12 protein-coding genes are annotated in these 12166 nt (G+C 44.2%); 2 read left to right on the top strand and 10 right to left on the bottom strand.

Annotated features, from left to right (window positions below):
* The 4 genes from F6K20_RS07550 to F6K20_RS07565 all read right to left on the bottom strand — a co-directional run.
* On the bottom strand, nucleotides 1-401 hold a 401-nt coding region (locus tag F6K20_RS07550), incomplete at its 3' end, for a DUF4335 domain-containing protein (RefSeq protein WP_287294284.1).
* Nucleotides 402-698: 297 nt separating this feature from the next.
* On the bottom strand, nucleotides 699-1286 hold the full coding sequence (locus F6K20_RS07555) for a DUF3038 domain-containing protein (protein ID WP_287294286.1): 588 nt from the start codon (nucleotides 1284-1286) through the stop codon (nucleotides 699-701).
* 247 nt (nucleotides 1287-1533) lie between these two features.
* Nucleotides 1534-4134 (bottom strand): endonuclease MutS2, encoded by a 2601-nt coding sequence (locus F6K20_RS07560; protein WP_287248681.1) that lies wholly within the window; start codon nucleotides 4132-4134, stop codon nucleotides 1534-1536.
* Nucleotides 4135-4672: 538 nt separating this feature from the next.
* Nucleotides 4673-5554 (bottom strand): SDH family Clp fold serine proteinase, encoded by an 882-nt coding sequence (locus F6K20_RS07565; RefSeq protein WP_287248683.1) that lies wholly within the window; start codon nucleotides 5552-5554, stop codon nucleotides 4673-4675.
* 274 nt (nucleotides 5555-5828) lie between these two features.
* Between F6K20_RS07565 and F6K20_RS07570 the strand changes: the two genes are divergently transcribed.
* Nucleotides 5829-6029: a hypothetical protein gene (locus F6K20_RS07570; RefSeq protein WP_008191463.1), complete on the top strand. Its 201-nt coding sequence runs from the start codon at nucleotides 5829-5831 to the stop codon at nucleotides 6027-6029.
* A gap of 245 nt (nucleotides 6030-6274) precedes the next feature.
* Here F6K20_RS07570 and F6K20_RS07575 read toward each other — a convergent pair whose 3' ends face one another.
* The 6 genes from F6K20_RS07575 to F6K20_RS07600 all read right to left on the bottom strand — a co-directional run bounded on the left by F6K20_RS07575 (nucleotide 6275) and on the right by F6K20_RS07600 (nucleotide 11087).
* Nucleotides 6275-7909 carry an amidase family protein gene (locus F6K20_RS07575; RefSeq protein ID WP_008191468.1) on the bottom strand — a complete coding sequence of 545 codons (1635 nt, stop codon included), beginning with the start codon at nucleotides 7907-7909 and terminating at the stop codon, nucleotides 6275-6277.
* Nucleotides 7910-8032: 123 nt separating this feature from the next.
* Nucleotides 8033-8302: a DDE transposase gene (locus F6K20_RS07580; protein WP_008191471.1), complete on the bottom strand. Its 270-nt coding sequence runs from the start codon at nucleotides 8300-8302 to the stop codon at nucleotides 8033-8035.
* Between the two features lie 154 nt (nucleotides 8303-8456).
* Nucleotides 8457-9605 (bottom strand): RNA-guided endonuclease InsQ/TnpB family protein, encoded by a 1149-nt coding sequence (locus tag F6K20_RS07585; protein WP_008191473.1) that lies wholly within the window; start codon nucleotides 9603-9605, stop codon nucleotides 8457-8459.
* Between the two features lie 56 nt (nucleotides 9606-9661).
* Complete coding sequence (locus F6K20_RS07590; protein WP_008191475.1) at nucleotides 9662-10141, bottom strand: IS607 family transposase; 480 nt, start codon at nucleotides 10139-10141, stop codon at nucleotides 9662-9664.
* A gap of 579 nt (nucleotides 10142-10720) precedes the next feature.
* Complete coding sequence (locus tag F6K20_RS07595; RefSeq protein WP_008191476.1) at nucleotides 10721-10945, bottom strand: hypothetical protein; 225 nt, start codon at nucleotides 10943-10945, stop codon at nucleotides 10721-10723.
* The gene (locus F6K20_RS07600) at nucleotides 10926-11087 is read right to left on the bottom strand and encodes a hypothetical protein (RefSeq protein WP_008191478.1); all 162 of its coding nucleotides are present in this window, start codon (nucleotides 11085-11087) and stop codon (nucleotides 10926-10928) included. The genes F6K20_RS07595 and F6K20_RS07600 overlap by 20 nt, the downstream gene beginning before the upstream one ends.
* 197 nt (nucleotides 11088-11284) lie before the next feature.
* On the opposite strand from F6K20_RS07600, the gene F6K20_RS07605 reads away from it, so the two are divergent.
* Nucleotides 11285-11989, top strand: a complete 705-nt coding sequence (locus F6K20_RS07605; protein WP_008191480.1) for an OB-fold-containig protein — start codon at nucleotides 11285-11287, stop codon at nucleotides 11987-11989.
* Nucleotides 11990-12166: the final 177 nt, after the last annotated feature.

Here is a 12166-nt window from a genome sequence, read left to right on the forward strand (position 1 = left end):
TACCCTTTCGATTGCAGATGGATTTCCTGAGTTGGAACTGCTGTGGCATTTTCTTCCTGAGGGGTTGGAAGAGTTAGGAGAGTTAAGGGAGTAACCTCAGCCGATCGCGTAGCGTGGCCTACGGCCTTAGAGTTTCCAGAGGCAACCAGTTGCTTTGGGGACGGCTCAAGGAAGTGCTGAACATAGCCATCTACCGCTTCATACAACACATCTAAATCTTCTGCGTTGCCTCGTAAGGTTACCTGTTGTTCTTCTGGCTTGCGGGGGTCATCAAAACGCAACTCAAACCGCAACTTCTTCACCACAGATTGCCCCACCCAGCGGGATAAGGGTGAGCGGTTTGCCCAAATTGATAGGGTACAGGTAGGAGGAGTGTAACGTCGCAGGACTATGTTGGTCATTGGTGATTATGTATTAGTCATTGGTTAATTGTTAATTGTTAATTGTTAATCGTTAATCGTTAATTGTTGATTTCTATAGCATTTACAAATAGATCATAAAACCAAATGCTGATTTATCATAACACCAAAAAACATCGGATAGTCTTAATTCAATAGCGAGTGGGCGAACCCCCCTCAGGTCGGCGCTGCATCGATATTTTATACTGTTCCCTGTTCCGAAGTCCCCTGTTCCGAAGTTCCCATTAATCCTAGTTTTACATCTCAAATAAAAATGCTATATTTTCCTGCATACAATTCTTAAGATACTTTACCTAATAAGGCTAACCATAAACGCTGATGACCTTTGGAACCACTATAGAAGAGTAAATTGATTAATAGTTTAAGAGCCAGTTGCTTTAGGTTATCAGTTGATACCTTTTCTTCTTGGGCCATCCGCTCTCGATAAGTGTTGTTAAAGTTATCTAAATAATCTCCTAATAAAGCAGCACGATGAGGTTCACTGTTTTGTTGTGTCATTTGTTCGAGTAAAGCCACCGCACGACGGATCAATTCTTGATGGTTTTTAGCCAAGTGACAGATGATTAAAACTAGCGATCGCGCTTCCTCCACATCCAGCTTTTTCCGGCCTCCTGAACTTTTGCGCAGGGGATTAGACTGACGCAGACGCCACAATGCTACTCGGTCTGTGATCATTGAGTCTAAATTTAATTCAGCAGCAGCTTGCAGCATCTCCTCTGAACCAATACCTGCTAGAGCTTCTAGACTAAGCAAGACTAAATCTAGCTGGGTTTTGATATTATCGAGATCGATTGAGTCTGCGGCTTGACTCAGAGGCAAATCCTCCCAAGCAGGAGGTGATTTTGGCATCTTGACAGTGGAAACCATAATTTTAGTTTAGTAAAGCAAATTCGGTTTACCCGTCGCTGTTACAGGTTTGGAAACAGGACTACCAAAGATTAAGGTATGTTTCCTGCTGCTAAAGCTTTGGTTTAAAGTTAGAAGATTGAAGGTTAGAAGGTTGAAGGCTAGAAGGTTGAATGTTCACGCATTGCATTCTAACTCGCTAACCTGTTAACCCGCTAACCTGTTAACCGGCTAACCTGTTAACCCGCTAACCGGCTAACCTGTTAACTTATTTAAGGTAAGCAACGGTAACACCAGTCCCACCATCAGATTGTTCGGCTAGCTTAAAACGCTCCACTAGAGGGTGCTGTTCCAAGAAAGCGTGGACACCTTGTCTTAATCGACCAGTTCCTTTGCCATGAATAATCCAGAGTACTCCAAAGTCTATCGCCTTAGATATTGCTTGGTCGATGTCAATCTCTGCATTAGCTACCCGACTTCCTCGAATATCAATGGTATTTTTTGAGGTGCGCACAGCCGTAGCTGGCGGCGAGACTAGAGTTGGGGCAGGATCTGGTTTTGATGTAGTTTTTACCACATTTTCGGGTTTTTGTCCATCCAAAGATTCCACATCTGCTAGGGCAACGGTCATTTTCATTAAGCCAAAGCGTACCGTTAGCTCCCCATTATCTGCGGCACTGAGGATCTCAGCTGTCTGATTCAATCGGGGAATGCGAATGCGATCGCCTACTTTGGGACGGAATCCTGGTTTTGGTTTAGGAGGCGGTGCGGCTGGGATTTGACGCTGGGCAATCTCCTTAAGAGCGTTTGTGGCTTTTTGGGCATTTTGAGCAGTTTGGGAGCCTTGCTGCAACTGGCGAATCACTTGGGCAATTTCTTTCTTAGCTTCTGCGATCGCATCTTGCACAGACCGTTCCTGGGAAAGCTTCAATTCCCGTTCCCGCTCCTGCAAAAGTTTTGCCCGTTCAGAGAGTTTCTGATGGAGAGATTCAGCTTGTTGCAGTAACTGATTGGCCTCTTGGGCTTTAGTTTCCTGAGTGCGCCGTTGAGCTTCTAAACCCGCAATTACCTGATTCACATCTTCCGAAGCTCCCCCCAAAAGGGTTTGAGCCTGATCCACCACCGATGGGTTTAACCCTAAGCGTCTAGCAATGCTCAAGGCATTGGAGCGACCGGGAATACCCCACAATAAACGGTAAGTTGGTGACAGGGTTTGATCATCAAACTCCACCGAGGCATTCTCAAACCGCTCGTCTTGATATTTTAGTGCTTTGAGTTCCCCATAATGGGTAGTCGCAATGGTTAATTGTGTTGTGTTTGCCAGGTATTTCAGTAATGCGATCGCTAATGCACTACCTTCTGCCGGGTCAGTCCCTGCTCCTACTTCATCTAATAGTACGAGTGACGCACGAGGAGTTGAAGGTTGTTTAAGGTTGGCCGGTTGAATGTTGGCCGGTTGAATGTTGGCCGATTGTTCGCGTAGCGTGGCCTTTTGGCCAAGGTTATCTGGTTCAAGGTTAGCCGGTTGAATGTTGTCTGGAAAACCTTGGCCTTGTGGCCACGCTTCGCGAACAACCTTCAACCTGCCAACTTGCAACTCCCTGCCAACTTGCAACTCTTCTTTTGGGGTAGTTATCGCCTCAATAATCCGACTAATCCGACGAATGTGACCCGAGAAAGTGGATAAACTCTGTTCTATAGACTGCTCATCCCCAATATCTGCCAGAATTTGCTCAAACCAAGGCAGTTCTACTGGTTCCCTTGCTGGCACAAATAAACCAGCTTTTGCCATCAGTGCCGCTAAACCAAAGGTTTTCAAGGTAACGGTTTTACCGCCAGTATTGGGACCGGTAATAGCAACTACCCGAATGTAGGACTGAATCTGGACATCAATCGGAACAACTGATGTGCCTTGTTCATGTTTTTGCTGCCACACCAGTAGAGGATGGCGCAGTTGCCGCAGAGTAATGCTTTCATTCTGATTGCGGTCAATGAATCTGGGGGGATTGGCTTCTAACCACAGACTATACCTTGCCTTAGCGGTAGCTAAATCTAGGGTAGTTGCTACAACCAGCAACCGTTCCAAGTCTGCCTTAACTGCTGCTACTTGTTCACTCAAGGCACGACGTACTGCTTCCGCTTCCACTTGTTCTTGCCGCCGCTGGGTTCGCAGTTGATTGCCTAAGCTAACAATGGCCTTCGGTTCCACGTATAGGGTGGCACCGGTACTAGACGTATCGTGAACAATACCAGGAATAGCATCTTTCTGGGGAGCTTTAACCGGGAGTACAAACCGATCACCCCGTTGAGTAATTAACTGTTGCTGTAATGCGCCCCCTTTACGCTGGACAATCCCCTGGAGGATTTCATAAATTCGGTCTCGTAATGATTTCATCTGAGTCCGAATCCCTGCCAGCTTCGGGGTTGCCCGGTCAGCTACATCGCCTCGGTCATCGATACAACGGTGAATTTCTTGTTCAAGTTCTGGGTAGGTGCGGCTGTCAGCCACCAGTTCCTTCAGAATTTCTACATCCTCTTGGTCTTCAATAAACCGCCGTAGACGCCTCACACCAGCTAAGGTTGTTGCGATCGCTAATAGTTCCTCACCGGACAAAATGCCTTGGAGCTCTGCTCTATCAAGAGATTCACCAATATCTTGAATGCCGTCAAAGGTTAGTCCTGTGTCTAAACTAGTTTCCAGTTGGTAGGCTTCTTTGGTTTGGGCTAGCAGGTCTAGGCTTTCCCGTTGAGTTGCTGGGGGGTGGAGATAACGAGCCGCAAAGGCTCCCAGCTTAGTAGCCGCAAAGGTAGCCAGGTGTTGGCACAGGCGGGACCATTCCAGTAGTTCTAAGGTTTCAGATTGAATCAAGGCTCAGAGACAAACGCATACCTCAATTGTATTATCCTATAATTCGGTTAGGACTGGGAAAGTTAAGATTGATCAAATTACCAATTACGTAAGTATTCAGAAGTCAGCGGTCAGCCGTCAGCTTATTTTATTCAAAAGTCTCGTTCCCTTAGCCTGGCCTACGGCTAATGGGAATAGCTGATTGCTGAACGCGCACGCGTGCGCGTAGCGCATATGCTGATGGCTGATGGCTGATGGCTGATGGCTGATTGCTCCTAGCTGATTGCTGATAACTGATAGCTTACCTAATTACTAATTGCCATCTGAAAAAGACAAAAAAAAACCAAATTGGGATATGCTGGGATAAGTTGATGTATGCCCTGCCAGATTTATCCTAAATTCTCCTTCTTCAGATGGTTTAATCGTATGGTAGGGCTTCCCTAAGGTTTTTAGCCCCAGTACGAGTAATGATTACTGAGTCCTGAGTCCTGAGTGGAGCAATTGAGTTTATCCACCTCACCCGATTATCTCATCATTCCACCATTATCAAAAATTTCTACTACTTGTCCGATAACGGTCTGCTGGTGGTATCCGGTAACGTAGGAGTAGGTTTATAGGGCAGAGGAATATACTGTACCGATGGACGTCCACCTTGAGGTTGGGGGTACAAATCCATTAGTTTATAGATAGCTTTAGGTAGACCAACCGTGACAGGTAGACCTAGTTCAGAGGCTTCCTCGACAGTAATCGGACAGTCATGGGTGATTTGACCAGTAGTAAGAAAGTCAATAATTCTATCGATGTGTTCTGGGTCAATCTTCTGCTTAGGGATATCGTCTAGCAGCAACGTTCGCACGAAACGTTGCACCTGCTTAATGGCTTTACCTGCCAAATCAGCCATCATCAAGGTTTGATCCTCAATACTCTCAAGGGGCTTTTGCTCCACAACTCTGAGAATGCTAGCAGCAGTATTCCCTAGTTGAGGGTCAACTGGTCCAAGGACAGCATTGGCATCCATCACAATTTCATCAGAGGCTAGGGCTAACATAGTACCACCACTCATGGCATAGTGGGGTACAAAGACAGTAACTTTAGAAGGATGACGAATTAAAGCTCTAGCAATTTGTTCTGTAGCCAGCACCAATCCCCCAGGAGTATGTAAAATAAGATCAATAGGAACATCTGGTGGAGTTAGACGGATTGCCCTGAGCACTTGTTCAGAATCTTCAATAGATATGTAGCGGGACACAGGGATGCCAAACAAGCTAATAGACTCTTGTCGGTGAATCAGTAAAATTAACCGACTTTTGCGGTTCTCCTCGAATTCTTGCAAAGCTCGAAAACGTCTATATTGCATCTGGCGACGTTGCCACAAGGGCTGCAACGACGAGATGATTAGAAAAATCCAGAACAGATCAAAAAAGTTAAAGCTAAAGTTCATCGCTTACTTACAGGTATCTAGTAGTTGTACCCTTTAGTTTTCCCGTGCGAAGGGATGCTTTATTGCTAATTTTTAGTTTTTTTGGCTTAGTGTTGTGGGCTCATGCTTTGCTATAGAAACCCAGACTGTTTTTAAGTCCTATCATCTGTAGTTTAAGCAACGCCAAAACTCCTGTACATTAACTTAAGTTAAGTTTTGTTACAAAAAGCCAACCTCAGTCATAAAAGTTAAGGGTTAACCCTGATAAGTATTTAGTGACTCAACCCTTGAGTATATGCCCTTACTAATCAGTCTGGTGATTGCCGCAGTAGCTACTTACCTTTCTCTGAACACTACAGAAGAAATCTTGAAAGTGGCATCATTATTAATAGTGATAATTTGCCTGTTGCTAAGCTTTGTTTTTGCTCCACTACTAATTAAAGTGTTGATTGTCGGAATTTTCCTAGTAATTCCGACAATCCCCAAGAAATCTTAAGTCTTGTGGCTGAATGCTTAAACCCACATTCTGCAGGTTGGAGAGGAGATTAGAAAAACCCCTACAATAACTCGTAGAGGTTTGTGAATGATTTCGATTGATTTATTGGTTGTTACTAGATTGCTGAATTAGGCCATCTAAAATAGTTCCGATTGGCTCATTAGCAGCACTAGTAGTACCTTGATACTCAGTTATTTGTGATTTGGTCTGTACTTGTCTAGATCCCAAAAAATCTCAGTTACCCACTAATAGTCAAAATTTTCACCAGGCAAAGCAGGAGTGGTTGTTGGAGGTCGCCGAAACTGGGTTGCCTGTTCATAAGCATAAGCGAATCCCAGTAAGGTAGGCTCACTGTAAGGCTTACCAAAGAAAGTCAGTCCTAGGGGTAATCCCTGCTCAGTAAAGCCCATTGCCACGGAAATGCCGGGAAAACCAGAAACATTGGCTAAGTACCCTGGTATGTAGGGGTCATTTGAGGCACATTGATAGGTTGGATCCTCGACATTATAGAGCGGACCGGCAGGACAAGTCATGGTGGGCCAAATAATCGCGTCGAGATTTTGGGCATTCATAATCGATAAAATCTCCTGGCGAACCCTGGGAAACTCGAAATGGAGAATATAAAGATATTCGGTATCAGCCAGTTCTGGATGCTTTAAAGACTCTCCAAACCCTCCGACGCGACCGGGATTGAGAGCCTGTTCTGAATTGACTAATGGGTTAGATAAGCTCATCGAATACATTTCCCTCAGGGTGTCAGGGAATGGAAGCTGGAGGTTTTTGAGGTAACTATCGATCTGGGGTTCAAACTCAGCCTCTGTTACCTCTTCCATGAAAGGCCAGAGGTTTTCCAATTTGGGAGAGAAATCCACCGACTCAACTGTTGCACCTAATTCCCTCAGCTTAGCAACTGCTGCATCAGTTGCAGCATCTACCTCAGGGTTCCCACCCCGAAAATCAATCGCCACCCCAATTCTTGCCCCTTTTAGGGCTTTTTTATTGAGAAACTGGGTGTAGTCCTTATATGTTTTCCCAACACTTTCCAGGGTACGGTAATCATTGGGATCAACCCCTGCCATTACACCCAAAGCGATCGCTGCATCTGTCACGGTTCGAGCCATAGGGCCTGCACTATCAAAGGAGAGGGTTAGGGGGATAATACCATCTCGACTAACCAGTCCCTGAGTGGGTTTGATACCGACAAGACCTGCTACTGCTGCAGGGCCACGAATTGAGCCTGAAGTATCGCTTCCGGTGGCTAAAACAGCAAAATTTGCCGCAATTACAGCCCCACTGCCTCCACTCGAACCCGAAGGATCACGAGTTAATTTGTAGGGATTGCGTGTCAGTCCCCCAAGGGAACTGTAACCTAGCCTACCATAGGATTCAGCAAATTCACTCATGTTTGCTTTACCAAGAATAATGGCTCCTGCCTCTCGCAACTTCTTAACAGTAAAAGCATCATCGGGGGGTAAGGAACCTTCCAGCAGCACCGATCCTCCTGTTGTGGGTAAATCGGTAGTGTCATAGTTATCTTTCAGAATGATGGGGATGCCATGTAAAGGACTTCGCGGTCCTTTCTGCTGGCGTTCTTGGTCTAACTCCCTTGCTTCTTTAAGGGCATTGTTATTGATAGAAATTAGCCCATTAATTTTCGGTCCCTGATCGTCATAGGCTTCAATACGATTGAGATAAAGTTGCACTAATTGTTCGGAAGTGAGTGCATTCTTCTCAAAAGCTTGGTTAATCTCTGCGATTGTTGCTTCCCTGAGACGAAAGGTCTCAGCGACTGCCTCTGAGGGAAAAGTACTCAGACCTAACATGAAAAGATAAGTCAGCCCTTGTTTAGCTATTTGCCACCAGGTCAGTTTTTGTTTCATATATAAATTGAAATTGCCGCATCAAGAATATTACTGATTGAACTAAGAGGATGTTTCACAAGTGATCAGAGGTCAAATTTTAGGCCAAGCGGCGATCCATGATCCGTATCATAGCCAGATAAATCAATGTCTCTGATGTTTGAGCCAATAACTCATAAGTCTCTGACCATATCGACAGCATCCCATCAGCCAACCAAAAGTGCGCTCCACTACCCAACGCTTTTTAAGCAGTACGAAGCTTTTGGTCTGTTGGGGTCGGAGTAAGAATTGTACCATCCAACCGCACAAATCCATGACCCACATGATCAAAGGCTCACAACTATTGCCTCCATCAACCCAAATCAGATACAACCGCGAGACCGCCTTGCCCATCTGTTTGACTTTGTCGAGCACTCGTTTACCGATACTTTTTAGCTACCAAAATCTACCAAAGTACATCTTAGCCCGCCAATGCAAGCTGATTTCTCAGCCAGGGGGTATCTCCCAAAGCGCGAAGAAAAATTCCTCGCGCGCCATTGATGTCCCGTTCGCGAAGCGTGACCAAAGGTCAATCCATTACCTGACCATCAATTCTTGACTTAATAGTCTTGTTACCGCCAATGTTTACTAATTCGCCAGTCCAACTAACAGTTTTACTGGTATAAGCTTCACAGACGTCAACTACAAACTTCCCTGTCTCTTGAGCCTTATGCTTGAGAAACTCTTTGAAACGATAGTGAGCAAATGATAGTAAGTTGCGAACCGTTTTAGATCTGATTTTTCTGTTTCCTTTTTTGGACATTTCAGAAGTTTCAAAAGTAGGAAGCAGTATCACATCAAAGTTATCTACTAGGAATCGGGCAGCTTTGTGATGTAATTCGTTGATCAGATTTTTGATCTTGATGACTATCCGTCTGGCCGCTTTTCTCATCCGATATTTCTGCTTGCCTTTTGCTTTACTTATTTTTGACAAAAGGCAATCGAGATGGGAACAAAGTCGCTGAACCCGAGAAAAGTCACCATTCCCAATCTTACCAACAGAAGTCTCACTAAAAAAGGTCAAAAATGTCCTAACACCGGGGTCTAAAGCCACTACTATACCTTGGTTTTCGGTCTTAATTTGAGTTGTCTTGTGGGGAACTGTTAAGTAGTAGTTCCCATTGGTGCTAGTTAATCGACAGTCCCCAATCTGATCGGGGACTGTCTCAGCAAAGGTCAATCTACCTAGTTTTGTGTGATAAACACCTTTGTCTGAGACAGCTGACTTCGGGATATAACAAGACTGAACTGGATTCTTACGAGACCTAAATCGAACTCGGTTAATTTGCCCAGTCTTCTTAGATTTTTTCTTCGCCTCCCTAACAGCAGTGCAAGCATCCTTAATCGCTATGGATTTAATCTGATAAGGCACTGTCCCGCACCATTCAGGAAGACCATGCAATATTCCGGTTTTAAGGGCTTTCCAGTTAGCTTTTATTTCGCCATTTTGCAGTATTTTGACGGTTTTATTAAAAACATACCGGGACACTCCGAACCACTTACGGACAGTCGCCCTCTGCTGTGCATCCAGGAATATCCGGATCTTTTTTGATTTTTGACCCGTACTTCCTGAGTCCGTGGACAAGGCAACAGAAGACGTGAATGATTCAGAGAAGATCTGCGGTAAGCTCGGATTCTGGACAACTTTCAGGTTGGTCGAGAACCAAGATTTTTCCACCGTTGAGACTGACCGGAGATGAAACCTTAGAGTAGTGCAGCCTTACTACAAAACCTTTACCCTATGCTGCATAATTTACCAACTATAAAGGCTGCACTACTCTTACGGTAACTTCTAACCAAGTACTCAATGAGTTCAAACCCAAATCGGGTAAGTCTGTCTCTACAGGCAACAACAATCGTGAGCTGATCACAGCGCATAAGTCGCTCCAGTATGGTTCTAAGACCAAAGCGTTTGTAGTTAAGTCCTGAACCGATGTCCTGGATGATTTCTGCTTGCGGGAAGAGGGAGTGCATGTAGGCAACTTGTCTGGCAAGGTCGTCAAATTGTTTGCTACTACTGACTCGGCAGTAACAGATTGTAGCCCGTTGAATTCCTTGGCTTTTCCCAAGGCGTTGGAGACTACCTGTGTCAAAGAGCCTGTATCCGCTTGGGGTTCTTTCAGATTTGATCGTGCCATTGTCTGCGTACTTCCTTAAGGTGTTCCTGGAGAGTCCCGTAAGTTCGACCGCCTTACGGATTGGTACTAATGCCATTATTTAAGTCTAACAAATAATTCTAGAGATTGTTAGACTTTGTTAAACTTTTTACTACTGTTTACCAACCCTCAAATTGTTCCGTCCTATAGCAGTCGAAGCAAATAATAGGACATACTAGTCATCAAGTCAATGGTTATTAATTAATTAATAAAAGCCTAGTTTCTGACAGTTACGATTTAAGAACAAAAGTCATGAGTGCTATTGACGATGCCATGGGAAAAACTCAAGCTAGTCATATCTTGGAAATTAGCCGAAATACAATTATCTGCTTAAAAAAGAGAAAGTCAACAGAAAATTATAGGTAAAAAGAGGGTTATAAAAATAGATAAACTCCGAAAATCAGGGATTTTTATTAATTTATTGATATTAAAAAAATCAGTTAATTTAATAACGAAATAGCAAAGTTGTGAAAAAAAAATTATTTATATCACTATAAAGCAAGCCTTAAAAATTATTTTTATCCGAAAAAATAAACTTACGGCTATGGAGAAAATAATGAATAAAAAAGGCAAGATTTTCTAGATAAAATTTCTAAAGCGATGCAGAGGTGCGACCCGTGGCGAATTTAATTACGGGTCAAGCGCACCTAAGCGGTCTTGGGGTTTTCCGCCATGAGCGACTGCCGTGGGCTTGAACGTGATAGGTGATGTCGTTCGGTTGGGTTCGAGCTTTGGGCTTGCCCCGTTTCTGATAGTGGGGTTTCGACACCACAGTGCGGGTCTCCAGTCGATGCCAGGGTAAGCGCTGTTCAAATTGATCGAGACCAGCCCATGCATCTGGCTCACAGGCCAACTCTTGCACGCTCAATTTCTGTAGTTTGGTTTGCCAGTGGGGTGTTGCAATGGCTAAGTTTCTTCTGCAGTTGCTTTAGGTCAGACTCCTTGGGCTTCTGACTTTCTACCACAAACCAGTGTTGTTGCACTCCTGGGTATTTGCTATACATTCTCGGATCAGCGATAGCCTTCTATTCCTTTCTCAGTTAATTGTGATTGTGAGACTTTAAAGTCCGGAATATCGGCTAATGGTTAATCTTTCAAGAACATTAAAAATACTATACATTTTCCCGATTTCCAAGAAAGCAGTCGTTAGGCTGAATATATAGAGCAACAATTCATTCAAAAAACGCGATCGCATACACCCATGCTATTTAACCTAGCCAACCTCCCCTACTGGATCTTTTTGGGTATGGGAGTTCTACTGTTTCTGTTAGTCATTGTTTCTGGTGGCGGAGACGATGACATTGATATAGATGCAGATCTAGATCTAGATGTGGATCTCAATGTAGATGTGGATGTCGGTACTGATACAGATACTGATGCCGATGATGATTTAGGTGGTATTGAAATTCTAGGATGGGTAGGTATCGGCAAAGCCCCCCTAATTTTACTCTTGGCAACAGACTGTAGTCTTTTGGGACTTTTCGGCTGGATGTTCAATGTCATGATTGGTGGTGTTACTGGCAGTATTCCCACTGGGTTTTTGGCAGGGGTGGTATCAGTAATGTCATTGTTCCTGACCCTAGTTACCGGAGGATTCATCTCTCGACCGATAGGAAAAATTTTCGCCTCCTTTGGAGAAGATACCAGTAGCGATCGCTTAATTGGCTGTCAAGGTACAGTTTCATCTGCCACCCTTCCCAAGGAAAACCAAGGCAAAATCGGTCAAGTCGATGTCCTAGATCCAGCTCGTAATTTAGTTACAGTCAATGCCACCTTACCAAATTGGGCAACAGTTACTCCTAAACGGGGGAACAAAGTGTTAGTGATTGACCGACACCATCATAACTATCTCGTAGTGCTTAAAGATAGTGCTGATCAGCAAGCCTGGTTTGACAATGCTTATTAGTCAGCAAAGGCCCACAACCTGCTGTGATGTATATCAGTTCGTCAAGATTATCATAAATTTTCTGATTTTCCCTGATTAGTATATAGAGCTCCATTTATCAGCAAATCGATTTAGCCATGTCAAACTCATCGATGAATACAACAACAGTGCAAACTGTTCCGGTACAGTCATCTATAG

The organism is Moorena sp. SIO2C4, assembly GCF_010672485.1.
Lineage (GTDB): Bacteria > Cyanobacteriota > Cyanobacteriia > Cyanobacteriales > Coleofasciculaceae > Moorena > Moorena producens.

Bases quoted from the DNA above. Each gene is read 5' to 3' on its own strand.
- F6K20_RS07555 (WP_287294286.1), bottom strand. From the start codon at position 1,286: ATGGTTTCCACTGTCAAGATGCCAAAATCACCTCCTGCTTGGGAGGAT.
- F6K20_RS07565 (WP_287248683.1), bottom strand. From the start codon at position 5,554: ATGAACTTTAGCTTTAACTTTTTTGATCTGTTCTGGATTTTTCTAATC.
- F6K20_RS07570 (WP_008191463.1), top strand. From the start codon at position 5,829: ATGCCCTTACTAATCAGTCTGGTGATTGCCGCAGTAGCTACTTACCTT.
- F6K20_RS07575 (WP_008191468.1), bottom strand. From the start codon at position 7,909: ATGAAACAAAAACTGACCTGGTGGCAAATAGCTAAACAAGGGCTGACT.
- F6K20_RS07590 (WP_008191475.1), bottom strand. From the start codon at position 10,141: ATGGCATTAGTACCAATCCGTAAGGCGGTCGAACTTACGGGACTCTCC.
- F6K20_RS07600 (WP_008191478.1), bottom strand. From the start codon at position 11,087: ATGTATAGCAAATACCCAGGAGTGCAACAACACTGGTTTGTGGTAGAA.
- F6K20_RS07605 (WP_008191480.1), top strand. From the start codon at position 11,285: ATGCTATTTAACCTAGCCAACCTCCCCTACTGGATCTTTTTGGGTATG.